This window comes from Thalassospira sp. (genome assembly GCF_030690045.1).
Classification (GTDB): Bacteria; Pseudomonadota; Alphaproteobacteria; order Rhodospirillales; family Thalassospiraceae; genus Thalassospira.
In genome coordinates this window covers 243272-267991 of sequence record NZ_JAUYHK010000021.1, presented here as the reverse complement: position 1 = coordinate 267991, position 24720 = coordinate 243272, and the positions used below count along the sequence as shown (strand labels likewise).

Here is a 24720-nt window from a genome sequence, read left to right as displayed (position 1 = left end):
ATCGCCGCCGCACGGCGTGACATAGCACGGTTATAACATCTAAAAAATGTCGGCTTTGTGATCGGCGTCATTTCCGCAGTTATTTAAGGGAAAATTCTATCGCAAGCCACAGCGAATAAACAGTCACGGTTGCGCGAACAGGAATGTCAGCCCTTCGATTTCTGCATATGGGATTTAAAATTCGTGCTGCTTGAAATACTGGTCAATCGCCCGCAAAACCGCCTTGGCGATTTTCTTGCGGTGTGCCGGGGTTTGCAGCAATTTGGCATCGGTCTGGTTGGACAGATAGCCCATTTCAAACAGAACCGACGGAATATCGGGGGCCTTGAGCACGGCAAACCCGGCAAACCGATGGGTGCGGCGTTGCAACTGAATATCCTGGCCCAGTTCCGTCACCATGTTGGATGCCAGCGTTGCCGACAAATTCATGGTTTCGCGTTGTGCCAGATCGATCAGAATGCTTTGCACCAGTGAATTTTCCACCGACAGATCAATACCGGCAATCACGTCGGCCTTGTTTTCCTTGCTGGCAAGGGCGGCGGCCTCTTTGTCCGACGCATTTTCAGACAAGGTATAGACTGATGCACCGCGATGTTTGGAATCACCAATAGAATCGGCGTGCAAGGACAAAAACAGATCGGCATTGGCCTTGCGCGCAATTTCCACCCGTTGTTGCAGACGCAAAAACACATCCTTGTCGCGGGTCAGCAACACCTGATAGCGCCCGGTATCTGTCAGGGTTTTGGCCAGTTCGCGGGCGGCGGCCAGTGTCAGGTTTTTTTCATAAACCCCGTCTGCACCAATCGCGCCGGGATCGACCCCGCCATGACCGGCATCAATGGCAATGACGGGTTTGTTATTGCCCGGACGGCCTGAACTGACGGCGACATCGGCACTTTGTTCGGTGGATGACGTGTCGTTGCGGCTGCGTGCGGAATAGGCCTGCATGCTGTCACGCGACGCCGTCATAAAGGCATCCCGCCCGGTCGGCACCAGATCGATCACCAACCGGTATGATTTGCCATCGCCGGGCGGCAACAGAAAAATTTTGGACACCACTGACGGTTGACCAACATCCAGCACCACGCGAAAGGTGCCGGGTTTGAACAGGCCATAGCGCAACCCGGAAATCAGCCCGCCCCCGGCGGTCACATTGCCGGGCGGCGCGGTCCAGTCGATTTCCGGCATGTCGATAATGATGCGATAGGGGTCGGGCAACAGAAAATGGGTGAAATCGACCTCGCGGTCCAGATCGATGACAAAGCGGGTATAATCGGGATAAACGCCCAGACGCGCCCCCAATACCTTGGCGGTATCGGCCATCGCACCGGACAGGAATATTCCCTGCAAAACCAGCACACAACAAATCATCTGCATCAGCCGCATCAGGCTGCACACCGAAACGTCCCTTTTATGTTCCAAGGGGCGAAAACCCACCTTTGACCTCTTTCTGCCAGCACCGCACACATGCAATCATGCCCGCTTATAGCAACCTGTTCGTTAACGGGCAATTGACCGCCCCCCCGGAAAAATGCGGGAAAGACACGGGAGACCGCATTAAGCGGGATCACATGTCGATGAGCAGAAAACCCGACAACAGATTTCAGAACAATTACTTAGCATAAGGCCCGATCCGGCGGGCAATTTGGCAAATCCTGTCACGTCCATGAGTGCCAAATGCAATAAAGGTTTGAACATGTCTGACAAAACAGTTTGTCGCGCCGGAATAAAAGGGATATGTTGTCGCTGAGATTCCTATGCCTTGCGGATAAAAATCCTATTTTTTCGTCAGGCTGAGGACGCGACGTGACAGTTCCACGGGTCGGTGTCTCGGTGACGCGGCAAGTCCCGCTCCCGATAGAGCCCTCCTTTCTCAGGCTGTCATGGCGCGCTCGACGACACGTAACCCTTTTTTTTCAACACCAAAACCAGGTCCCTACCGGAAGAGCAGCCGAAACGCGATGAACCATTCAAAGACAGGACATATCGCGACCTTTATGGGCGGCGCCTCCGGTTACGCCGGTTTGTGTGCATATCAGCATAATATCGCAAGACGCATCAAACTGGCGGGACCTTCAGGAACAGGTTCCGAATGGTCAAACGTATGCTTATCGATGCAACGCACGCGGAAGAAAGCCGCGTCGTTGTTATTAATGGAAATCGGCTAGAAGAATACGACGTCGAAACTTCGACGAAGAAACAGCTTAAGGGAAACATCTATCTTGCGAAAGTGACGCGGGTGGAACCTTCCTTACAGGCTGCTTTTGTTGAATATGGCGGCAATCGTCATGGTTTCCTCGCCTTTAGCGAAATTCATTCCGATTATTATCAAATCCCCGTCGCCGACCGCGAAGCCATGGAGCATCATCATGCAGCCCTGGCCGTCAAGGATGCGGAAATCGTCGATGATAACGGCGATGATGGCGAAACCACCCCGAAAAAAGACAAAAAACCGGCGCGTTCCCGCAGCCGCCGCAAACCGCGTGGCAAGGATGCCGCCGGATCTGGCGACGCTGTGGCATCTGATGCCGGGGTTGATGGCGATAACGTTGTTTCGGCCGATGCCGATGAAAACACCGGCAACACCGCGCCCGAAGACGATGCCAAGCCGCGCCGTCGCCGCCCCCGCAATCGTCGTAAAAAAGCCGAAGACGGCGATGCAACGGCATCGGCGGATGACAATGGCAATGAGGGTGACGTCGGCAGCGACGATGACGGCCCCAAGGATGGCAGTGGTGGTAATGGTGGCACCGCCGCCATGGCCGCCGAAATTGCCGAACTGAGCGTTGATGTCGGCAATATTGCCACCGTTGAAACCGCCCACGAAGATATCGAAGATTTTGGCGGTGATGACGCCGATGAATTTTCGGACGCCGGTCGTCCGCAAATGCAGAAACGCTATAAAATTCAGGAAGTCATCAAACGTCGCCAGATTTTGCTGGTTCAGGTCGTCAAGGAAGAACGTGGCAACAAGGGTGCCGCCCTGACCACCTTCCTGTCGCTGGCCGGTCGTTATTGCGTTTTGATGCCCAACACCCCGCGCGGTGGTGGCATTTCGCGCAAGATCACCAATGCGGCGGATCGCAAACGTCTGAAATCCATTCTGGCCGAACTGGAAATTCCGGGCGGCATGGCGGTGATTGTCCGCACCGCCGGTTCGGAACGCACCAAGGTCGAAATCAAACGCGATTTTGATTACATGATGCGGCTGTGGGATCGTATCCGCGAAACAACGCTGGAAAGTCAGGCCCCGTGCCTGATTTACGAAGAAGCCGATCTGATCAAACGGTCGATCCGCGATCTTTATGCCCGCGATGTTGATGAAGTTCTGGTTGAAGGTGACGAAGGTTACCGGATCGCCAAAGATTTCATGAAAATGTTGATGCCATCCCATGCCAAGCGCGTGCAGCCTTATAAAGATCAGGGCGTGCCGCTGTTCCATCGTTTTCAGGTGGAAAGCCAGCTTGATGCGATGCTCAACCCGGTTGTTCAGTTGAAATCGGGCGGTTACATCGTGATCAACCCGACCGAGGCGCTGGTGGCGATTGACGTCAATTCCGGCCGGTCAACCCGCGAACGCAATATTGAAGAAACCGCCTACAAGACCAACCTTGAAGCCGCCGAAGAACTGGCGCGTCAGTTGCGCTTGCGCGATCTGGCCGGTCTGATCGTGATCGATTTCATCGATATGGAAGACCATCGCAATCAGGGTGCGGTTGAACGCAAACTGAAAGAAGCGATGCGCAATGACCGCGCCCGTCTTCAGATTGGCCGTATCAGCCCGTTTGGTCTGCTTGAAATGTCGCGTCAGCGCCTGCGCCCGTCGTTGGTTGAAAGCGCGTTTGAAGTTTGTTCGCATTGCCGTGGTGTTGGCCTTGTCCGTTCCATCGAAAGTGCCGCCCTGCATCTGCTGCGCATGATCGAAGAAGAAGGCATGCGGCGGCGTTCCGGCGTTCTGACCGTGCATGTCACCGGCGAAGTCGCGCTTTATGTTCTGAACCGCAAACGGGATTCCCTGCTGGAAATCGAAAAGCGTTATGGCTTTACCGTGATGATTTTTGGCGATGACAGCCTGATTTCCCCGGATTACCGGATCGAACGCACCCGTGCTGCCAAAAACGACGACGGCACGGATGAAATTTCCACCGTTCTGAATGCCGAAAGCGTCGAACTGCCGGCCCTTCAGGCTCCGATCGAAGATGACGAAGTCGAAGAAAGTGTCAGCGAAGACGAGGAAGACGACGATCAGGGCAACAAGCGCCGCCGTCGCCGCCGTCGCCGTCGCGGTCGCAATGACGACCGGGATGAAAACACCGACCGCACCGAACGTCCGGCAGCCGCCGCTGATGATAAAGACACCGCGCAAGACACGGCAGAAGACGCCGATGGCGATGCGGACGCCGACGACGAAGATGACGACGATGACGAAGCCCAGCGCAAGCGCCGCCGTCGCGGCAAACGCGGGGGCCGTCGCCGGTCACGTCGCCCGGATCAGGCCGATGCCGCCCCGCGCACTTTGTCGCCAAATGACGATCCGGCGGCAACGGCCCTGCGCCGTGACCGCCCGCATACCGCCGACGATGGCACGGAACAGGACGTTGTCATTGATGCCGATACGGCGGATGTGAATGACGATGACGGTTCGGAAACCGGCGTGAATGCCGCCCGAGAACGCGATCATACCGCCCCGGCACCGGCCCGTCCGCGCCGCGAACGTGCCGACCGCGGGGACCGGAACGAAAACCGTCGGGGCCGTCGTGACCGCCGCCCGGTACGGGATGCAGGCGATGTGCGCAACATCCCGATCCAGTCCGGCCCGGCCCCTGAAACGTCGGTTGAAACCGTAACCGCACCGGCACCGCAGACCGAGGCCCCGGCAGAACCGGCCCCCACCCCCAAACCGACAGCCCCCCAGGCTGTTGAAAAGGTGGAAACCCCGGTTGTGGCACCTACCCCGGCTCCGACCCCGGCGCAGGAAGCAAAACCCGAAGCCGAAAAACCGGTTGAAACGCCCACGGTGGAAGCTCCGGCCAGTGACGAGGCCCCCAAGCCGAAGAAACGCGGCTGGTGGAGCCTTGGCAAATAACGCCTGACAACACCACGTCTGATGATAAAAAAAGAAGGGATGCCGGTTTTCGCGGCATCCCTTCTTTCATTGCATCCGGTGCAAAACCGGAATTATTTCTGCCAGTTCTGCAATGCCTTGACCGCACCCAGCATGGTTTGTTCGCTATGGGCGAAGGAAAACCGGACATAATTCTGGCCGCGCAACCGGTCAAAATCGGTACCCGGCGTCACGGCCACCCCGGTTTCGTTCAGCATCCGGCGGCAGAATGCCTCGCTGTCATCGGTCAGATGATGGATATCGGCATACAGATAAAACGCGCCATCAGCCGGGGCAAAACGGTCAAACCCGGCCTTGGGCAATTCGTTTAGCAAGATATCGCGATTGCGGGCATAGGCGGCGATATTGGCCTGCAATTCATCCTCGCAGTCAAAGGCGGCAACCCCGGCAATCTGCGACAGCGCCGGGGCGGAAATAAACAGGTTTTGCTGCAAACATTCGACCGCCCGGCACAAATCGGGCGGCACCACCGCCCAGCCCAGACGCCAGCCCGTCATCGAAAAATATTTGGAAAAACTGTTGATGACAAAGGCGTCATCCCCAAATTCCAGCGCGCTGCATTCCGCGACATCGCCAAAGGATATCCCCTGATAAATCTCGTCCGAAATCAGGCGAATGCCGTTTGCCCGGCAATAGGCAACCAGTTCGCGATAAGTTTCGCGGTCCATCATGCTGCCTGCCGGGTTGGACGGGCTGGCAACGATCAGACCATCAACCGGACGATCCAGATCGCGCAACATCGCGACCGTCGGCTGATAATGGCTTTCGGGGCCAGCCAGCAGGGTAACGGTTTCAATGCCCAATGCGCCCAGAATATTGCGATAGGCCGGATAACCGGGGGCGGCCATCGCCACCCGGTCGCCCGCATCAAACGCCGCCAGAAAGGCCAGCACAAAGATTGACGAAGACCCACTGGCAATGCAAATGCGGGCCGGATCGACATCAACCCCGAATTTGCATTTGTAATGCCCGGAAATCGCGGTGCGCAGCGGTTCTATCCCCATGGCGTCGGTATAACCAATCAGGTCATTTTCCAGCGCCTTTGCCGCCGCCTCGCGCACCTTGCGCGGGGCCGGGGTGCCGGGTTGCCCGACTTCCAGATGATAAACCGCCTTGCCGCTTTCCTGACGGCGATTGGCCGCCCGCAAAACATCCATGACGATAAAGGGCGAGATCGCCCCGCGTTCGGACTGTTTCAAAGCCATTCTGTTCTATCCCGGAAAAATGCGTTATCGCCCTGCCATGCCAAAACCGGCCGGATCGGCAACGAATTCGCAGCTTTCGGGATGGGGCGGAATACCCTGCAAACAGCGAATGACATTGACCGACGCCTGACCGTTATCATTGGCCGCCAGCCCCGAAACACTGTTGGCGGCAATCAGATCAGATGCAATTGTCGCAATCTGTTTGGTCGCCCCGGCAGGGGTACCACTTCCGGCAATGCCATAACGATATTCAAACACAAACGGATTGACCAACAAGGCCGGGCCGATCAGGGGTTGTTGTGCGGCCACGGCCTCGCCCGATGCAAGGTTAAGACCGATTGCGTTGGCCCCGATGCCACTGCCAAAAGGCGCATTCATCGTCGTCTGACAGGCCACGGCATTGGCATTGCGATCCACAACGACAAATCCGCTGCGTCCCTGCCCGACGGCCCGGTTATCGCCCTGCTGGCGGATATCGGCCAGATAGCGGTCCAGCATCGCCGACAGATCATTACCGCCGCCAATCACCTGTGGCGCACCTGCACCCGTGCGGGGCGGATTGGCAAAATACAATTCCTCATTGCCAACCTTGACCGATGCCGCTTCGCGCCAGACCGGCGCATATTGCCGCAAATCATCAAGGGTCAGGGTGCCGCCTTCGGCCTGCACGGAATTCACGATCTGCGATGCCAGCGCACCATTATAAAAATCGCCCGGCCCCTTGACCCGCAACGAGGTCAGCAAGGCCCCCAGATTGATGGCCTCGAGCCGGTCGCCAAGACCGATCAGCTTGCCATTGCGGATATAGGTCGCACTTAATAACGGGCTGACCGCGATTTGGGCATGAGCCGATTCGATATCCGCGGCCAGCGACCGCGACACCGGGACGCCAAATCGCGCCTGTTGTTCGGCCCCGGCCACCAGTTGCCCCCATTGCAAACGCCCGTAACGGGCATTCAGGGCATAAAGCCCACGCGGTACGCCGGGAACGGCGGTTTGAATTTGTTGCGGAGCCGTCCGGGTGCCCGGACGCGGCCAGAAATCCAGAACCTCGACTTTTTTGGATGCCCGGTCATGAACAATGCAGACTCCGCCACCACCAATGCCTGCGACCGATGGTTTGGTGACCGTCATGGTCATATAAAGGGCGACGGCGGCATCGGCCGCAGTGCCCCCGGCGGACAACACATCGCGGGCGGTGCGCACGGCACGCGGTTCATCGGCAACAACACCGCCCAGAAAACCCTGCACTGCCCCGATCTGGCCAAGATTATCTGTTTCTGTACCCGAACAGGCCGACAGTCCGGCAGTCATTGCGATAACCGCAATCATCGGCCATGATGGCGTGCGCGTCGGCTTTTTGCCGGCATCGGATAAACGAAGATACGGAACGCAAAACTTGCTCAAACGCATATTATCTCTCATTGCCATTTGTGTTGTCGCCCTTCCCGAGATAGCGGCGGCGCAAGGCCGTTCTTTTATCCGCGATACCGAGATAGAAGAAACCCTCTATCTCTATTCGGCACCGTTGTTTACAGCCGCCGGTCTCGATCCGCGCGCAGTATCGGTGTATATCGTCTCCGACGCCAGCCTCAATGCTTTCGTTGCCGGTGGTCAAAAGCTTTTTATCAATACCGGGCTGTTGTTGAAAGCCTCCAATCCCGAGCAGGTGATGGGCGTGATCGCGCACGAAACCGGCCATATTGCGGGCGGCCATCTGTCGCGTGTTCATGACCAGTTGCGCAACGCATCGGCCCTGTCGATCCTGTCCACCGTGATTGGCGTTGCCGCCGGTGTGGCATCGGGCCGGGCCGATGTCGGGACTGCCGCCGTCATTGGCGGGCAGAATGTCGCCACCCGTAATTTCCTTGCCTATTCGCGCACCCAGGAAAGCAGCGCCGATCAGGCCGGTGTTAAATTCCTGACCGAAAGCGGCATCACGTCGCGCGGACTGATGGAATTCATGGATACGCTGGCCGGGCAGGAATTGCTGAGCACCGACCGGCAGGACCCCTATCTGCGCAGTCACCCGCTGACCCGTGAGCGCCTTGATTTCCTTGAAAACTATGTGGCGACATCACCGTTAAAGGATAACAAGGTCGATCCGGTACTTTATGAACGCCATGACCGGATGCGGGCCAAACTTTATGCCTTTACCAACAATCTGCAACGCACCTTGCGGATTTATCCTGAAACCGACACCAGCATTTCTGGCCGCTATGCCCGCGCCATCGGTTATTACCGCGACTCACAGATTGACGAAGCCATCCCCCTGATGGACAGTCTGATCGCCGAAGAACCGGAAAATCCGTATTTTTATGAATTAAAGGGCCAGACCCTGCTGGAATTTGGTCGCGCCAAGGATGCGCTGGAGCCGTTGCGCAAGGCATCGGAATATTCCAAGGGGGCACCGCTGATCCGGTTGCTTTTGGCCCATGCCGGCGTTGAAAGCAATGATGACAGCCTGATCCCCGAAGCCCGTGAAAATCTGTTGGGCGTGCTGTCACGCGAACGCGACAATGCATCGGCATGGCGGTTGCGCGCCATCGCCGAATCCCGTCTGGGCAATCAGGGCGAAGCATCCCTGTCACAGGCGGAATACAGCCTTCTGACCGGGGATCGCAGTGCGGCGCGTTACCATGCCGTCCAGGCCGACAAAGCTGTCGAAAGCGGCACGGCAGCATGGCAGCGTGTTCAGGACATTTTACGGGCGACCGAGACGGAAGATAAAAAGTGATCGTGGATGCGGTATCGCGGCAGCTGCGTCAAATCCTGATCGGAGTTGCGGCGATATGGGGGGTGCAGGCCTGCGGCCTGCCGGGGGCCGGGGTTGATTCCGGCGGTGATCTGAAATTGCTGTATGCGCCGTTTTCTCTGCAAAATCTGCCGCCTTTCTGGCATTACGAAAATCCCCAACCCGGACATTTCGCCAGCGACGATCCTGCTTCCCCTTTGTTTTGGGGGGATATCGACGGTCGGATCGCCCTTGGCCTGCGCCCGGCAGCGGGGCCTGTGCATCTGGGACGCCGGACCAATATTGCCATTCTGGGCAGCCCCTATCTGGCCTTTGACTGGCGGATAACAGGGGCGGCACAGGCGGGGGACGGCGAACTGGTTCTGGGATTTCGTCAGCAAGCGGTCGATAGCTGGACCGAACGGGATTTCGGGGCAGGCATCCCGGGCGTTGACCATATCATCCGCATCCCGGTCGGAGTTTCTGAAACCGGCATCACATCCGACACCGGTCAAACGTCATCATGGCAGCGCGATTTTTTTGATCTGCCTGCCCTGCACCGGCGCTATTGGCCCGATATTGATCCCCTGTCGGTCAAACTGGTCTGGATCGGCATATCGGTGCCGCGTCCGGCCTCGGATTATGACAAAGGTGTGATATATCTTTCGCATATTTTACTTTCCCGTTAGGGCGATGGTCCGCTATCAGAAGATAACAGACTGCATCCCATGCAAAAGGAACCCACATGGCCTCGCATTTCCTGAAGATTTCTGTTGGCGCTGCTGCCATCCTTCTTTCGACTTCGTTGACGCCGCTTCGGGCAGCCGAACCGCTTGATAGCGCGCAAAAACAGGAAGTCGAAGCCATCATTGAACAATATCTGATGGAAAACCCCGATGTGCTGATGCGTGCCCTGCAAAATGTTCAGGCATGGCAAACCGCTGAACAGACCCGGCGTCAGTCCGATGCGCTGATCAGTGTCTGGGATTCTGTTGTTACGGATTCATCGATCCCGTCGGTGGGGCCGGTCGATGCCCCGGTAACGGTTGTTGAATTTTTCGATTATCATTGCGGTTATTGCAAACAGGCCTTTAACGGCCTGATGGATATTGCCGACAATTCCGACAACAAGGTCCGCACCCTTTTTGTTGAATTCCCGATCCTGAGCGAAGAATCCGGTGTGGCCGCCGCCGCCGCCCTTGCCGCCGCCAAACAGGGCAAATATATCGACATCCATCGCGCCTTTATGGATAGCCGTGGCCTGCTGGACAATGACCGGATTGATGAAATCGCCGCCGATCTGGGGATTGATGTCGCCCAAATGCGGACCGACATGGAGTCCCAGGAAATTCTGGGCGCACTGGCGCAAAACAATGCGATGGCACGCGCGGTTGGCATTTCCGGCACCCCGGCCTTTCTGATCGACGGGCAACTGGTTTCCGGGGCCGATATGGACCGGGTCAAGGCGCTGGTGCAGGCCGGGCTGGAAAACGCTTCCTGATTTTACTGCACATGCAGTTGTGATCATTACCCGATCCTAACAAACCACAAAGGGCCGTTTCGATTTCGAAACGGCCCTTTGTCATAAACAGGTTTTCCTGAAAATCAGATGATCCCGGCCAATGGTGAGGACGGATCGGCGTATTTTTTGCGCGGCATCCGCCCGGCCAGAAAGGATTCACGCCCGGCAATCACCGCATGTTTCATCGCCCGCGCCATGCGGATCGGATCACGCGCCCCGGCAATGGCGGTGTTCATCAACACCCCGTCACAGCCCAGCTCCATCGCCACCGCCGCATCGGATGCCGTCCCCACCCCGGCATCGACCAGAACCGGCACCTTGGCGTTTTCCTTGATCAGCATGATATTGACCGGGTTCAAAATCCCCATGCCCGATCCGATCAGGGACCCCAACGGCATGATCGCCACACATCCCATATCTTCGAGCATTTTCGCCTGGATCAGATCGTCGCTGCAATAAACCATCACATCAAACCCGTCACGGATCAGGGATTCGGCGGCTTTCAGCGTTTCGGGCATATTGGGATACAGCGTTTTCTGATCGCCCAGAACTTCGAGTTTTACCAAATTCCATCCCCCGGCCTCGCGCGCAAGGCGCAGGGTGCGCACCGCATCATCGGCGGTAAAACAGCCCGCCGTATTGGGCAGATAGGTGTATTTTTTCGGATCGACAAAATCGACCAGCATCGGCTGCCCCGGATCGCTGACATTGACCCGGCGCACGGCAACGGTGACGATTTCCGCCCCGGATTCTTCAATCGCAATGCGGGTTTCCTCGAAATCCTTGTATTTGCCGGTCCCGACCAGCAGACGCGACGAAAATTTATGCCCGGCAACGACAAATCCGTCATCCGCCGCCGCGGCCAGATCGGCGGCAGGCGACCCACCCCCGATGAAATGCACAATTTCCAGACGGTCACCATCGGCCAGCACCGTATCGGCATAGGCGGTTTTCGGCACGATTTCCAGATTGCGTTCCACCGCGACCTTGGTCGCGACAATATCAAGTTCGCCCAAAAGGTCTGCGACGCTGGCGGCATTATGAATGGTGCGGTCTTCACCGTTGATCGTAAGGCGCATCTTTTTGTCAAATCCTCGCGATATCATCAAATTTTAATTTTCTGGCGCGCAGTATGCGCAGGGCCGCCGCGCGACGCAAGCTGTGATCGGCGGTTTCTGCCATGCAATGCGAACAGGGCCGCATCGCACAAGAAACCCGGAAAAGCCCGGAATGCAACATTGCGTTAGACTATCGTCGTGATATAAACGCATCACAAACTTTAGGGTGTGTGGAACCGGATGACAAAACCCGTCTTCATTTTAAATGGGCCGAACCTGAACCTGCTTGGACATCGTCAGCCGGAAATCTATGGCGCGACGACCTTGCAGGATGTCGAGGCCATGTGCCTGAAACATGGTGCGGCCATCGGTCTTGCGGTTGTCTTTCGTCAAAGCAATCATGAAGGTGTTCTGGTTGACTGGATTCAACAGGCCCGTAACGAAGCTTCTGGCATTATTATCAATGCTGCGGCATATACGCACACCTCGGTCGCAATTCTGGATGCCTTGCTGGCATCCGATCTGCCGGTCGTCGAAGTTCACTTATCAAATATTCATCAGCGGGATGAGTTCAGACATCATTCCTATGTTTCCAAGGTTGCAAAAGGCATGATTTGCGGATTTGGTCCGCAGGGTTATGTTCTGGCACTTGATGCCATCAAGCAACTGACCGATACACATTCATAAAAGATAAGAGCAATGAGCAAGTTCAACATTGACAATGACGCCATTCGCCAGCTCGCCGATCTGCTGGACGAAACCAATCTGACCGAAATCGAAGTCGCCGCCGGTGACAATCGCATTCGTGTTGTCCGTCAGGGCACGATGGTTGCAGCGGCCCCTGCCCCGGCACATCATGCCCCGGCCACAGCGGCCCCGGCGGCCGCCCCGGTCAATGACAGTGCCGCCCATCCGGGCTGTGTCAAATCGCCGATGGTCGGTGTCGTGTATTTCGCGCCCGAACCGGGTGCCGCACCGTTTGTTTCGGTCGGGTCCACCGTCACCGAAGGCCAGACCCTGATGCTGATCGAAGCGATGAAAACCTTCAATCCGATCCGGGCGACCCGCAGCGGCAAAATCACCCAGATTATTGCGATTGACGGCAATCCGGTCGAATATGACGAGCCACTGGTCATCATTGAATAAACTGGGGCAAGAACGTTATGTTCGATAAAATCCTGATTGCCAATCGCGGTGAAATTGCGTTGCGCATTCAGCGCGCCTGCCGCGAAATGGGCATCAAAACCGTTGCGGTGCATTCCACCGCCGATGCCAATGCCATGCATGTGCGTCTGGCCGACGAAGCCGTCTGTATCGGACCGGCATCGTCCAAGGACAGTTACCTGAATATCCCGGCCATTCTGACCGCGGCCGAAATTACCGGGGCCGAAGCCATTCATCCCGGTTACGGCTTTTTGTCGGAAAGTGCCGATTTCGCGGCGATGGTCGAGGAACACGGGTTTGTTTTTATCGGCCCGACCCCGGAACATATCCGGACGATGGGCGACAAGATTGCAGCAAAGCAGACCGCCGAAAAATTGGGTATTCCGGTTGTTCCGGGATCGGCCGGGGAAATCACATCGGTTGAAGAAGCCCGCAAATGTGCGGCGGAAATCGGTTATCCGGTCCTGATCAAGGCATCGGGTGGCGGTGGCGGCCGTGGCATGAAAGTGGTCGAACGCGACGAAGAACTGGCCGAAGCCTTTTCGATGACCCGCAAGGAAGCCATGCAGAATTTTGGCAATGCAGCGGTGTATATTGAAAAGTACCTTGCCAAGCCGCGCCATATTGAATTGCAGGTGATTGGCGATTCGCATGGCAATGCCGTGCATCTGTTTGAACGCGATTGTTCGTTGCAGCGCCGCCATCAGAAAGTGTTGGAAGAAGCCCCGTCACCGACCCTGACGCCCGAAGAACGCGAACGCATCGGCACCACGGTTGCCAATGCGATGATCGGCATGGGTTATCGCAATGCAGGCACCATCGAATTTCTGTTTGAAAATGGCGAATTTTATTTCATCGAAATGAATACCCGCCTTCAGGTCGAACATCCGGTGACCGAAGCGATCACCGGGGTCGATCTGGTGCGTGAACAGATCCGTGTAGCAGCCGGTCTTGAATTGTCCTTTACCCAAAAGGATATCGAAATTCAGGGCCATGCGATTGAATGCCGCATCAATGCCGAAGACCCGGAAACCTTTGCCCCCTCGCCGGGCAAAATTACCGAATATCATGCGCCGGGTGGCCTTGGTGTGCGGGTCGATAGCGGCATTTATACCGGTTATTCGATCCCGCCCTATTATGACAGCATGATCGCCAAGCTGATTGTGCATGGCCGTGATCGGCAGGAATGCATGATGCGGCTGCGCCGGGCGCTGGCCGAATATGCGATTGGCGGCATCAAAACCACCATTCCGCTGCATCAACGGTTGTTGATGAATGAAGACATTCAGAAAGGGGATTACGACATCCACTGGCTGGAAAAATTCATGGGAATGAAAAAATAACCGCCTGCGGGCCGGTTTACCAGACGGGGGCCATCGCGCCCCCGTTTTTCTTGGCATAACATATCTTGTCGGACGACGCGAAATACCACATATCCATACAATCACCTGTGTTGGAGACAGCAAGATCATAGCCGCCATCATGTCCAGTCAACTGACACCCGATTTGCTGATCCGGGCTTATTCCGTCGGACTGTTTCCGATGGCCGAAAGCCATGATGATCCAACGCTGTACTGGATTGATCCGGAATGGCGTGGTGTCTTGCCGCTGGACGGGTTTCATGTGCCGCGCAGCCTGCGCAAGGCCGTCCGGCATGGCGGGTTCCGCATCCATGTCAACACCGCCTTTCGCGACGTGATCGAGGCCTGTGCCACCCCGACCGGCAACCGCGCCGAAACATGGATCAATCCCGGTATCCGCAATGCCTATTGCGCGCTGCATGACATGGGATGCGCCCATTCGGTCGAAGCCTGGCTGGACGGGGAACTGGTCGGTGGCCTTTATGGTGTCAGTCTGGGGCAGGTCTTTTTTGGCGAAAGCATGTTTTCACGCGCCACCAATGCCTCCAAGGTCGCACTTGTGCATCTGGTGGCCTTGCTCAGACAGGGCGGGTTTACCCTGCTTGATACCCAGTTCGTCAATGATCACCTCAAACAGTTTGGTGTCATTGAAATTTCGCGCGAAAAATACCGCATCGAACTGGCCCGCGCCCTCGCCGGTCGCGCCACCCTGCCCTTCGAGGCCGAAAACGCCATTATCGAAGCTGTCCTGCTGGGTACCGATCCAAAACAAAAGCCCGATGGCGCGTAACGCCACCGGGCTTTACCTGGTGTTCCGGCAAACCGGTTATTGCTGGATACCCGGAAACGCCCAAAGGCCCGATACCCGCAACATATCGCGATAGACCACCATTCTTTCGGCATCGCTGACCACGCTTGCCTCGTCCATCGTTGCAAAATCAAGGGCGATTACCGGATATACCGGCGCATCCAGATCATATTGCCACAGGGCATCTTCCAGAAGGGTTTGCGCCCGGCGCATATGGCTGGCACTGGTGATCAGAATAACCTGATCGGCGGTATGGCGTTCCAGAAGATTGGCGATGTTCAATACATTGCCCACCGTATCCTTGGATTTGTCCTCGACCATGATACGGTCGCGATCAATCCCCTGTTCGACCAGCCAGCGCATCATGACATCGCCCTCGGTCACGCCCGATTGCGGTTGTCCGCCGGTGACCATCACCCGTGCCGACGGATTGGCCTGCGCGGCTTTCAGGGCCACTTCCAGACGCTGCATCAAGGGTTCGCGGATGCTGCCATCTTCGGCCAGGGCATAGCCCAGAACCACAATGGTCGGATTGCCCGACAGGGCCGGAACATCGGCATTGGGTGCGGTTGCCATGATCTGGTCCGCCCGGTTAAAGCGTTTGCGATAAAGGCTTGCCAGATCGCGGTCAATCCCGGCCATCGCGTCCAGATAATTGCGATAGGACGCCTCATTGCCCTGAATATGCGCAATCGCCGCCAGCCACGCATAGGCATCAAATGCCTTGGGATCAACGCGGGTAATTGATTGATAGGTTTCGACCGCCCCTTCAAGGTTTTTCTGAAGAATTTGCGCCGATGCAATGCCATAGCGCAGATCAAGACGTTCCGGGGCAAGGCTGCTGGCCTCGGCAAAGGCCTTTTCGACGACATCGTAACGGCCATGCAGGGTGATGCCCTTGAACACCTCGGCCTCGGCCTTTTTGATATCCCCGCCCGACCAGTAATATTGCATACCAGTATCAACCAGTTCGCGAATGCGCGCCGCATCGGCGGGATCGGCGGCAAATGCCGGGATCGTCATCGTTGCCGCGCTGAGCGACAGTGCCGTTGCAAAACACCCAACCTTCAGAATTTTTGTCAGTTTCATTTTCCGCTCCATAGCAATCATGCCGGAAATTCGACACCCCATGAAACCACAGGCAGACAATGAATCAAATACCTATTTAATACCAAATATTACCATTTTCTGAAAATTAAATACCAATTTAACAAATGGTATTGTTTTTGTCATAATCGACACATAAAAAAGGCAGGGCACAATTCATGCCCTGCCTTGTATGTTCGATATCCGGTCGATCAGAACAGAAAGCGCACGCGCAACGTTCCGTCGATGGCTTCGAGTTCCTTGCGCACGCCAAGGCCCGGTTTGATTTCTTCGTCAACTTCGACCACGACATAGCCGACGCCGCCTTCGGAGCGCAGATACTGCCCGCTGATATTCATGCCACGCGAGGCAAAGACATCGTTGATCTTTGACAACACACCCGGCACGTTGCGGTGAATATGCATGAAACGGGTATGTTTGCGATCCTTGACCGGCAGGGATACCTCGGGGAAATTGACCGCGCCCAGGGTTGATCCATTGTCGGAATAGGTGATCAGCTTGTCGGCGACTTCAAGGCCGATATTTTCCTGTGCTTCCTGGGTCGATCCGCCGATATGCGGGGTCAGGATCACATTGGTCATGCCACGCAAGGGCGAGATGAATTCTTCATCCTTGCCCGCCGGTTCGACCGGGAAAACATCCAGTGCCGCCCCGGCCAGATGGCCGCGTTCAAGGGCAGCGGCCAGATCATCAATATTGATGACATTACCACGCGCCGCATTGATCAGATGCGCACCGGGTTTCATTTTGGCGATTTCGGCCGCCGTGATCATGTTTTTGGTCTGTTCGGTGGATGGCACATGCAACGACACCACATCGGCGCGCGCCAGCAATTCATCCATCGTTGAACAGGATGAGGCATTGCCCAGCGCCAGTTTGTTGATCACATCGTAATAAATCACATTCATGCCCAGCGATTCCGCCAGAACCGATAATTGCGATCCGATATGGCCATATCCGATGATGCCCAGCGTCTTGCCGCGCGCCTCAAAGGACCCTTGCGCATTTTTAAGCCAACCCCCGGCATGGGCGGCGGCATTGCGTTGCGGAATCCCGCGCATCAGCATGATGATCTGACCCAGTACCAGTTCGGCCACCGAACGGGTATTGGAATAGGGTGCGTTAAACACCGGAATGCCACGCATGGCGGCTGCCTTGAGGTCAACCTGATTGGTGCCGATACAAAAACAGCCAATCGAGGTCAGTTTCGGGGCCGCTTCGATAATTTCTTCGGTCAGTTTGGTGCGGGAACGAATGCCCAGAAAATGTGCTTCGGAGACAACGGATTTCAATTCATCCGCATCCAGTGCCGCCGGGTAATGATCCACATTGGAATAACCGGCATCACGGAACATTTTTACAGCGTTTTCATGGATACCTTCGAGCAGGACAATCTTGATCTTGTCCTTTTCAAACGAAAGTTTGCTGTTCACGGCGCACCATCCTTTTTCTTCGCGAAAGAGGCACAGGGTCGATCCCTTTGCCATTGCGTTTCATGAAATAGGGCCTAAGCCTGCCCGCGTCAAAGGCTTTCCCTTGCACGATGACGCATTGCGCCTATCTTCTGAACGCATGTACCGGGTATTGCGTATATCCATGACAAGACCGACAGACCGCAACAGGGGGATTTGAAAATTACGGCGCAACCCGTCCTTAAAACAGTCACCAATATCCATGACATTGGTGCCGCCGCATGGGATCGCTGTGCGGGGGATTGCAATCCCTTTGTCAGTTTTGCCTTTCTGTCGGCCCTTGAAGACAGCGGATCGGTGGCGGCTGAAAATGGCTGGCACCCGATGCATCTGGTTGCCGAAGAAGAGGACGGCAAGATTGCCGGGATTGTGCCGATCTATGTCAAATCGCATTCATACGGCGAATATGTGTTTGACTGGAACTGGGCCGAAGCCTTTGAGCGTGCCGGGGGCCAATATTACCCGAAATTACAGGTCGCGGTTCCTTTTTCGCCGGTGCCCGGCCCGCGCCTTCTGGTGCAGGCCGACCATCCCGATGCCCCATCATTGCACGCCCTTTTGATGCGCGGCCTGATGGCATTGCCGGAAAAACTGGGCGTGTCATCCCTGCATATTACCTTTTGCAGCGAAGATGAGAGAACCGCGCTGGAGGATCAGGGATTTCTGGGGCGGATCGGTTTGCAATATCACTGGCAAAATCAGGGATATCAGAGCTTTGATGATTTTCTGGGCGCCCTGAATTCGCGCAAACGCAAAAACCTGCGCAAGGAACGCCGCCAGGTGATCGAGGCGGGATACAGCTTTGCCCCGCTATCGGGGGATGATCTGCATCCCCGGCACTGGGACCGGTTTTATCATTTTTACCGCGATACATCGGACCGCAAATGGGGCACGCCCTATCTGACCCGTGCCTTTTTTGAATTGCTGCATGAAAGACTGCGCGACAAGGTGATTCTGGTCAGCGCGCACAAGGATGGCGAGATGGTGGCGGGGGCGCTTAACCTGATCGGGGCGGATACCCTTTATGGCCGCAACTGGGGCACAATCGACCGCACCCCGCTTTTGCATTTTGAAACCTGTTATTATCAGGCCATCGACATTGCGATTGCCCGGAACCTGAAAACCGTCGAGGCCGGGGCACAGGGCGAACATAAAATCCAGCGCGGTTATGAACCGGTTCTGACCCATTCCGCCCATCTGATCCGCGATCCCGGCCTTAGAAATGCCGTGGCCCGCTTCCTGGATCAGGAGCGGGCCAGCATATATGCCAGTTCTGACTATCTGAAAACCGAACATTCGCCCTATCGCCAAACCGGGCAACAGGGCGATGATCGGACCTAAACGCTTTTGACGTCGCTTAAAAAACCATCAACATGGGTGCGCAATTCGTCATTGGCGGCGGCAAGACGCCCGACACAATCAAGCTGACCATGTGACAGGCTGCCGCTTTCGGTGGTCGATTGCGCCACGTTTTTAACGGCATTGCTAATCGCAATATTGCCATTCGCGGCCCCTTCGACACTGCGCGATATTTCCTCGGTCGCGGCACCCTGTTCTTCGACCGCACTGGCCACGGCGGCCATCAGTTCATCAATCTGCTGAATCGTTTGGGCAAATCCGCGTACCGCATCGGCCGCCGCCCCGGTTTCCGACTGCATTTCGGTGATTTTGACCGTGATCTGTTCGGTTGCCTTGACGGTTTGCGATGCCAGATTTTTGACCTCGTTCGCCACCACAGCAAAACCCTTGCCCGCCTCACCGGCCCGCGCCGATTCAATCGTGGCATTAAGGGCCAGAAGATTGGTCTGATCGGCAATGTCGCTGATCAGGCTGACAACCTCGCCGACACTTTGCGCGGCCTCGTTCAACATTTCCACACGGGCATTGGTGCGTTCGGTATCGGCCACCGCCTGCTGGGTGACATGGGTCACACGGGCGATCTGCGATGAAATTTCGGCAATCGACGATGACAATTCGGCGGTTGCCGATGCCACGGTTTCGATATTGGCCGAGGATTCATGCGCCTGTTCGGCCACATTACGGGCATCCTGATTGGCCTGTTCGGAATGGCCCGACAGTTTTTCCGATGCCTGACGTACTTCGCCCAAGGCACCGCTGACCGCCACCAGAACTTCCTGAATCTTGCGGTCAAACCCGGCGGTCAGTTCGCCCATGCGCTTGTTGCGCTGGGTCTGCCGTTCGGCCTCAAGACGTTCCTGTTCGGTCATCCGGGCGCGTTCACGGGCATTTTCGCGGAAAACCTCCAAGGATTTCGCCATTGCGCCCACTTCGTCATTGCGCTGCATTTCCAGAATTTCGACATCCAGATTGCCCGATGCCAGACTGCCCATCGCCTCGGTCATTTTGCGGATCGGTGTTGCGATCATCCGCGACAGAGTACCGCCAAACAGAACCGCCATGACAATCAGAACCAAAACGCCAATACCCAGCGTCAGTTCAAACAGGGTCATCGCCTGTTGTTCGCTTTGCTGCGATTCAGTCAGAATTTCATCGATATGGCTGGCAAGTTGGGTTGCGATCCGGCTGACGCTATCGGCCAGTTCGCGGGGTTCACCCGATGCCTCAATGGCGCGGGCATGATTGACCGTCAGGTAATGACGCATCAATTGTGTCTGCTCGACCGCGATTTCTTCCCAGCGGTCAATAGCCGAATCCATCTCATCGACAAGGGTGGAAATTTCGGCGTCAAATCCGGCAAAGGATTTCAGAACATCGGCCTGCTGATCAATATCCCCCAACGCCGCCTGATGGGCATCAAGCCCCCGGCGGTCGCCGGTGGTCAGAAAATACACAAGTTCCTGACGCGCGATCAGATAGGACCTGTCAAGATCACGATAGGCATCTTCAAGATCGGTCATTTGATTGCGAAGATCACCGGCCTTTTTGACCTGGCTGATCGAAAAAACACCCGCCACGGCCACCATCAAAATCACGGCCACCATCACCGCAAAACACGATGTCAGCTTGGCCGGAATGCTCATATTTTTGAAAAAATTCATCCCACTCTCCTATAAACCGCGACGCCGGGCCAACTCATTGAGATTGATCTCAATGGTTACCGCGCCAATCGCAGCGCCATTCGCATCGGCCAAGGTCATATTCAATTGCGACAACCAGGCATCGTGGTCCTCGTTGTATTCCGCTTCATCAATGAAAATGGCATCGATACCGACAGGATAGGTTTTCTGGAATTTGGCTTCGTCACCCTGCCAGAAATCGGATGTAATCGAGCTTTGCCCGACATTCAGTCCATTGGCATCCATAACGAAAACTTCGGCCAGCACCCCGCCTGACCGCGCCTGAATTTGCGTCAGATAACTGGAAAGCGGATTGGTCAGCGTCGCCGCCACAAGGGGCTGATCATCTGCCGTCCGTTCGGCCAGCCATTGCTGGTCAGCCGCATCGATATCGGCCTGGGTCATATCTTTGCGCAATTTGTTTTGCGACTGGACCGACAATTCCACAACCGGGTTGGATAGCCAGTCGCGAGCATCATCAATAAAGGCTTGATCAATCAGGGATGCGGGTGCCCCCGGTAGTTCTGCCTTGCTCCAGGCATTTGCCAGTGGCAGGGCGACCAGCCCGCCCACCAGCACGGCGCGACCCACTATTGCGTGGATGATTTTCATCGTTTCTCTCCCATCCTGTGCATCATCAGAACGCGCAATACAGGAATAAAAAGCCCGTCCCGAAACCTGTGGATTCTAAACATAAGTATAGTTAACGAATATTATAAATATGGAAAATACCCATGCAGCACACATGAGGATGCTGCGTTGCGCTTTCAATACGCAAAACACCATCCGGATTGATAAAAATGCACAAAAGGATAGGAAAGGGGGAATTTTGCCCAAGAAAAAAGCGGCGGAAAAAATCCGCCGCCGAGTTTTGGTTGGGACACGAGCAAACTGCAGAAGATTACATTGTTCCAGACACACTCGCGTGCATCCCTGCAAAGAACAACTGTCCAACACACCCTATGCATAGGGTGTGCCAGTTTTGTGCAAGGGTCTTAAAGAGGGAATTTCCGGAGTTTTTTTACCATACCAGACACAAAACAACCATCTGAGGTCCAATTTAATTGCGTTTTGCAATTATTTTTTCGCATTTTGCGAATTCACATTTTGCAAAATGCGAAATCAGGAGGCCTTACGGGCTTTTTTCCGTTTGGGTTTGCGGTCGCCAAAATTCAGCAAGGTCGGTGCATGCTGAATAATTTCCTCAAGGATTTCCTTGGCAAGCTCCAGATCATCGCGAGCACTTTCGTCCAGTTCGCTTTCATAACGCGGGTCGGACAACATCCGTTCTGCTTCGTAAAGGGTGCGCAATTCGCTTTGGAAAAGTTCCTTGGAACCCAGCGGCAGCACGGATTTGGCGCTCATGACAAAAAAGAATTTCAGGCTGGATTTAATCACCACCCGCAACATCAGAACCTGCAAACGGTGGAAATTGATTTCCAGTTCGTCCTTGCGGGAATGGCTTTCCATTTTCGCCAGCCGTTCGGTCAGGATCAGCGACAGCGCCTTGAAATTATCAACTTCTTCGCGAAACGGACGGTAGGCGGTAATGTCAAGCGTATCGGCCTCGCGCTCCAGCCGGGCGGCAAGGGCTACCAAAATACGTCCACGTTTTTCAAGCTGCGAGAGAAAATGCTCTACCTGCTTCAGATTTTGTCGTCGGGCTGATGAATCCATTAACCGCTAAAACCGCCTCATGAAAAGATTGTCCGGATCATAAAGCAATCCGGACAACCATCAAGATACTATCTTGCAGCCAATAGCAAGCGCCGGGCACAGCCCCCGCAATTCAGGATAGGTACACGCTTTATTCCACCATTTCAGGATCGCGGGTTTCCGCCACCTGCCCCGGCATGCCGGAATAATGGAAAACAACCTTGCCATCGGCAATATCAACCAGAACAGCCCCGCCTTTTTCAAGTTTGCCAAACAGCAATTCTTCGGCCAGTGGTTTTTTAACATATTCCTGAATGACACGGCCCAGCGGACGCGCCCCGAAGGCCGGGTCATATCCCCGGTCGGCAAGCCATGTCCGCGCGGCCTCGGTCAGTTCGATCGACACATTGCGATCCGCAAGCTGCGCTTCAAGTTGCAGGATGAATTTATCAACCACCATCTTGACGACATCGGGTTTCAGATTGTCGAACGGAATAACCGCATCCAGACGGTTGCGGAATTCCGGACTGAAGGTGCGCTTGATCGCCTCGTCATCCTCGCCAAAGCGTTGTTCGCGCATAAAGCCGATGGCGGGTTTAGCCATGTCCGACGCCCCGGCATTGGTCGTCATCACCAAAACGATATTGCGGAAATCGACATTCTTGCCGTTATTATCGGTCAGTTTGCCGTGATCCATCACCTGCAGCAGAATATTGAACAGGTCCGGATGCGCCTTTTCGATTTCGTCCAGCAACACCACCGCATGGGGATGCTGATCCACTGCATCGGTCAACAATCCGCCCTGATCAAACCCGACATAACCGGGTGGTGCCCCGATCAGGCGTGAGACGCTGTGGCGTTCCATATATTCCGACATGTCAAAGCGGATAAATTCGATCCCCATGACATGGGCAAGCTGTTTGGTGACTTCGGTTTTGCCCACCCCGGTCGGGCCGGAAAACAAATAACTGCCAATCGGCTTTTCCGGTTCGCGCAACCCTGCCCGCGCCAGTTTGATTGCACTTGCCAGTGCCTCAATGGCCTTGTCCTGACCAAACACCACGGTTTTAAGGTCCCGCTCCAACGTTTGCAGAACCTTGCGATCATCGGACGATACCGATTTTGCCGGAATGCGGGCGATTTTGGCGACAATTTCCTCGACATCGCGTTTGCTGATGGTGCGTTTGCGCTTGCCGGGTGCGACAAGCATCCGCGACGCACCCACCTCGTCAATCACGTCAATCGCATTATCAGGCCGTTTGCGGTCGCTGATATAGCGCGATGCCAGTTCAACCGCCGAGCGGATTGCCTCATTGGTGTAACGCACATGATGATGTTCCTCGTAATAGGGTTTCAGCCCCTTGAGTATCTTGATGGTGTCTTCCAGTGACGGTTCATCGACATCGATTTTCTGGAACCGGCGCACCAGTGCGCGGTCCTTTTCAAAATGCCCACGGAATTCCTTGTAGGTGGTCGAGCCGATGCAGCGCAACGAGCCGCTGGCAAGGGCAGGTTTCAGAAGGTTTGAGGCATCCATCGCCCCGCCCGACGTTGCCCCGGCCCCGATCACGGTATGGATTTCGTCAATAAACAAGACCGCCCCGTCATGCGCTTCCAGTTCCTTGACCACCGCTTTGAGACGCTCTTCAAAATCCCCGCGATAGCGGGTCCCGGCCAGAAGCGATCCCATATCCAGCGCAAAGATCGTGGCATTGGCCAGAACTTCAGGCACATCACCCTCGACAATCCGCTTTGCCAATCCTTCGGCAATGGCGGTTTTACCCACCCCCGGATCCCCGACATAAAGCGGATTGTTCTTGGTGCGGCGGCACAGGACCTGAATGGTGCGTTCGATCTCGCTTTGACGGCCGATCAGCGGGTCAATCTTGCCCGCCTGCGCCTTGACATTCAAATTGACGCAATAAGCCTTCAGGGCTTCGCCATCATCGGGGGCAGACGCATCCTCGGCATCCCTGGTCCCTGCCGGGGCGATGTCTTCGTCAGCCCCCCGCGGAATGCGGCGTTCGTTCAGTTCCGGCGATTTTGCGATACCATGCGAAATATAATTGACCGCATCAAGGCGCGTCATGTCCTGTAATTGCAGATAATAAACCGCATGCGATTCCCGTTCGGAAAACAGCGCGACCAGAACATTGGCACCGGTCACTTCTTCGCGGCCCGACGATTGCACATGAATGGCGGCACGCTGAATAACCCGCTGGAACCCGGCGGTCGGTTTGGGATCAACCAGCCGCGCACTGATCAGGCCGGACAATTCGCTATCGGTGAATTCCAGCAATTCGCCCCGCAGACGATCCACATCCACCCGACAGGCGCGCAGGACCGATATCGCGTCCTGATCTTCGGTCAGCGACAACAGCAAATGTTCCAGCGTCGCATATTCGTGACGCCGCTCAGACGCATATCCAAGCGCACGATGCAGGCTTTCTTCCAGATTACGTGAGAGCAT

19 protein-coding genes are annotated in these 24720 nt (G+C 55.7%); 9 read left to right on the top strand and 10 right to left on the bottom strand.

Going from position 1 to position 24720, the window contains the following annotated elements:
* Window positions 1–174 precede the first annotated feature (174 nt).
* Window positions 175–1377, bottom strand: coding sequence for an N-acetylmuramoyl-L-alanine amidase (locus tag Q8O73_RS18545; RefSeq protein ID WP_305559690.1), 1203 nt, complete (start codon window positions 1375–1377; stop codon window positions 175–177).
* A gap of 715 nt (window positions 1378–2092) precedes the next feature.
* Here Q8O73_RS18545 and Q8O73_RS18540 point away from each other — a divergent pair.
* Window positions 2093–5086 carry an Rne/Rng family ribonuclease gene (locus Q8O73_RS18540; RefSeq protein WP_305559689.1) on the top strand — a complete coding sequence of 998 codons (2994 nt, stop codon included), beginning with the start codon at window positions 2093–2095 and terminating at the stop codon, window positions 5084–5086.
* A 92-nt stretch (window positions 5087–5178) separates the two neighbouring features.
* On the opposite strand, the gene Q8O73_RS18535 is transcribed toward Q8O73_RS18540, so the two are convergent.
* Together Q8O73_RS18535 and Q8O73_RS18530 are read right to left on the bottom strand one after the other, a co-directional pair.
* A complete protein-coding gene (locus Q8O73_RS18535) occupies window positions 5179–6330 on the bottom strand; it encodes a pyridoxal phosphate-dependent aminotransferase (protein ID WP_305559688.1) in 1152 nt (383 codons plus the stop codon).
* Window positions 6331–6354: 24 nt separating this feature from the next.
* A complete protein-coding gene (locus Q8O73_RS18530) occupies window positions 6355–7644 on the bottom strand; it encodes a gamma-glutamyltransferase (RefSeq protein WP_305559687.1) in 1290 nt (429 codons plus the stop codon).
* 85 nt (window positions 7645–7729) lie between these two features.
* Between Q8O73_RS18530 and Q8O73_RS18525 the strand changes: the two genes are divergently transcribed.
* Genes Q8O73_RS18525 through Q8O73_RS18515 form a run of 3 tightly spaced genes read left to right on the top strand, consistent with a single transcriptional unit; the run spans window position 7730 to window position 10565 of the window.
* Window positions 7730–9067, top strand: a complete 1338-nt coding sequence (locus Q8O73_RS18525; RefSeq protein ID WP_305559686.1) for a M48 family metalloprotease — start codon at window positions 7730–7732, stop codon at window positions 9065–9067.
* Complete coding sequence (locus tag Q8O73_RS18520) at window positions 9064–9753, top strand: hypothetical protein (protein ID WP_305559685.1); 690 nt, start codon at window positions 9064–9066, stop codon at window positions 9751–9753. Before Q8O73_RS18525 ends, Q8O73_RS18520 begins: the two co-directional genes overlap by 4 nt.
* A gap of 56 nt (window positions 9754–9809) precedes the next feature.
* Entirely contained in the window at window positions 9810–10565 is a 756-nt protein-coding gene (locus Q8O73_RS18515) for a DsbA family protein (protein WP_305559684.1), read from the top strand.
* A gap of 104 nt (window positions 10566–10669) precedes the next feature.
* Here the strand turns inward: Q8O73_RS18515 and thiS are convergent, their stop codons facing one another.
* Window positions 10670–11665 (bottom strand): sulfur carrier protein ThiS, encoded by a 996-nt coding sequence (thiS, locus tag Q8O73_RS18510; RefSeq protein ID WP_305559683.1) that lies wholly within the window; start codon window positions 11663–11665, stop codon window positions 10670–10672.
* A 219-nt stretch (window positions 11666–11884) separates the two neighbouring features.
* Here thiS and aroQ point away from each other — a divergent pair, with 219 nt between their 5' ends.
* The 4 genes from aroQ to aat all read left to right on the top strand — a co-directional run bounded on the left by aroQ (window position 11885) and on the right by aat (window position 14959).
* Window positions 11885–12331 (top strand): type II 3-dehydroquinate dehydratase, encoded by a 447-nt coding sequence (gene aroQ, locus Q8O73_RS18505; protein WP_305559682.1) that lies wholly within the window; start codon window positions 11885–11887, stop codon window positions 12329–12331.
* Between the two features lie 12 nt (window positions 12332–12343).
* Entirely contained in the window at window positions 12344–12790 is a 447-nt protein-coding gene (locus tag Q8O73_RS18500; protein ID WP_305559681.1) for an acetyl-CoA carboxylase biotin carboxyl carrier protein subunit, read from the top strand.
* A gap of 17 nt (window positions 12791–12807) precedes the next feature.
* Window positions 12808–14151 carry an acetyl-CoA carboxylase biotin carboxylase subunit gene (gene accC / locus Q8O73_RS18495; RefSeq protein ID WP_305559680.1) on the top strand — a complete coding sequence of 448 codons (1344 nt, stop codon included), beginning with the start codon at window positions 12808–12810 and terminating at the stop codon, window positions 14149–14151.
* A gap of 139 nt (window positions 14152–14290) precedes the next feature.
* On the top strand, window positions 14291–14959 hold the full coding sequence (gene aat / locus Q8O73_RS18490; RefSeq protein ID WP_305559679.1) for a leucyl/phenylalanyl-tRNA--protein transferase: 669 nt from the start codon (window positions 14291–14293) through the stop codon (window positions 14957–14959).
* 36 nt (window positions 14960–14995) lie between these two features.
* Here the strand turns inward: aat and Q8O73_RS18485 are convergent, their stop codons facing one another.
* Together Q8O73_RS18485 and serA are read right to left on the bottom strand one after the other, a co-directional pair.
* Window positions 14996–16066: an ElyC/SanA/YdcF family protein gene (locus Q8O73_RS18485; RefSeq protein ID WP_305559678.1), complete on the bottom strand. Its 1071-nt coding sequence runs from the start codon at window positions 16064–16066 to the stop codon at window positions 14996–14998.
* Window positions 16067–16275: 209 nt separating this feature from the next.
* Window positions 16276–17571: a phosphoglycerate dehydrogenase gene (gene serA, locus Q8O73_RS18480; RefSeq protein WP_371135107.1), complete on the bottom strand. Its 1296-nt coding sequence runs from the start codon at window positions 17569–17571 to the stop codon at window positions 16276–16278.
* A gap of 141 nt (window positions 17572–17712) precedes the next feature.
* On the opposite strand from serA, the gene Q8O73_RS18475 reads away from it, so the two are divergent.
* The gene (locus tag Q8O73_RS18475; RefSeq protein WP_305559676.1) at window positions 17713–18897 is read left to right on the top strand and encodes a GNAT family N-acetyltransferase; all 1185 of its coding nucleotides are present in this window, start codon (window positions 17713–17715) and stop codon (window positions 18895–18897) included.
* On the opposite strand, the gene Q8O73_RS18470 is transcribed toward Q8O73_RS18475, so the two are convergent.
* The 4 genes from Q8O73_RS18470 to clpA form a co-directional block, all read right to left on the bottom strand.
* Entirely contained in the window at window positions 18894–20576 is a 1683-nt protein-coding gene (locus Q8O73_RS18470) for a methyl-accepting chemotaxis protein (protein WP_305559675.1), read from the bottom strand. The two genes, Q8O73_RS18475 and Q8O73_RS18470, sit on opposite strands and share 4 nt — an antisense overlap.
* Before the next feature lie 9 nt (window positions 20577–20585).
* Complete coding sequence (locus Q8O73_RS18465; protein ID WP_305559674.1) at window positions 20586–21206, bottom strand: hypothetical protein; 621 nt, start codon at window positions 21204–21206, stop codon at window positions 20586–20588.
* 510 nt (window positions 21207–21716) lie between these two features.
* Entirely contained in the window at window positions 21717–22271 is a 555-nt protein-coding gene (locus tag Q8O73_RS18460) for a hypothetical protein (RefSeq protein ID WP_305559673.1), read from the bottom strand.
* A gap of 130 nt (window positions 22272–22401) precedes the next feature.
* Entirely contained in the window at window positions 22402–24720 is a 2319-nt protein-coding gene (gene clpA / locus Q8O73_RS18455; RefSeq protein ID WP_305559672.1) for an ATP-dependent Clp protease ATP-binding subunit ClpA, read from the bottom strand.

Excerpts from the sequence above, each read along its gene's own strand:
- clpA (WP_305559672.1), bottom strand. The coding sequence starts at position 24,720 with ATGCTCTCACGTAATCTGGAAGAAAGCCTGCATCGTGCGCTTGGATAT.
- Q8O73_RS18470 (WP_305559675.1), bottom strand. The coding sequence starts at position 20,576 with ATGAATTTTTTCAAAAATATGAGCATTCCGGCCAAGCTGACATCGTGT.
- Q8O73_RS18540 (WP_305559689.1), top strand. The coding sequence starts at position 2,093 with ATGGTCAAACGTATGCTTATCGATGCAACGCACGCGGAAGAAAGCCGC.
- accC (WP_305559680.1), top strand. The coding sequence starts at position 12,808 with ATGTTCGATAAAATCCTGATTGCCAATCGCGGTGAAATTGCGTTGCGC.
- Q8O73_RS18535 (WP_305559688.1), bottom strand. The coding sequence starts at position 6,330 with ATGGCTTTGAAACAGTCCGAACGCGGGGCGATCTCGCCCTTTATCGTC.
- Q8O73_RS18545 (WP_305559690.1), bottom strand. The coding sequence starts at position 1,377 with ATGCAGATGATTTGTTGTGTGCTGGTTTTGCAGGGAATATTCCTGTCC.
- serA (WP_371135107.1), bottom strand. The coding sequence starts at position 17,571 with ATGGCAAAGGGATCGACCCTGTGCCTCTTTCGCGAAGAAAAAGGATGG.
- thiS (WP_305559683.1), bottom strand. The coding sequence starts at position 11,665 with ATGCGCCTTACGATCAACGGTGAAGACCGCACCATTCATAATGCCGCC.
- Q8O73_RS18485 (WP_305559678.1), bottom strand. The coding sequence starts at position 16,066 with ATGAAACTGACAAAAATTCTGAAGGTTGGGTGTTTTGCAACGGCACTG.
- Q8O73_RS18460 (WP_305559673.1), bottom strand. The coding sequence starts at position 22,271 with ATGGATTCATCAGCCCGACGACAAAATCTGAAGCAGGTAGAGCATTTT.
- aroQ (WP_305559682.1), top strand. The coding sequence starts at position 11,885 with ATGACAAAACCCGTCTTCATTTTAAATGGGCCGAACCTGAACCTGCTT.
- aat (WP_305559679.1), top strand. The coding sequence starts at position 14,291 with ATGTCCAGTCAACTGACACCCGATTTGCTGATCCGGGCTTATTCCGTC.
- Q8O73_RS18500 (WP_305559681.1), top strand. The coding sequence starts at position 12,344 with ATGAGCAAGTTCAACATTGACAATGACGCCATTCGCCAGCTCGCCGAT.
- Q8O73_RS18530 (WP_305559687.1), bottom strand. The coding sequence starts at position 7,644 with ATGACTGCCGGACTGTCGGCCTGTTCGGGTACAGAAACAGATAATCTT.
- Q8O73_RS18515 (WP_305559684.1), top strand. The coding sequence starts at position 9,810 with ATGGCCTCGCATTTCCTGAAGATTTCTGTTGGCGCTGCTGCCATCCTT.
- Q8O73_RS18465 (WP_305559674.1), bottom strand. The coding sequence starts at position 21,206 with ATGAAAATCATCCACGCAATAGTGGGTCGCGCCGTGCTGGTGGGCGGG.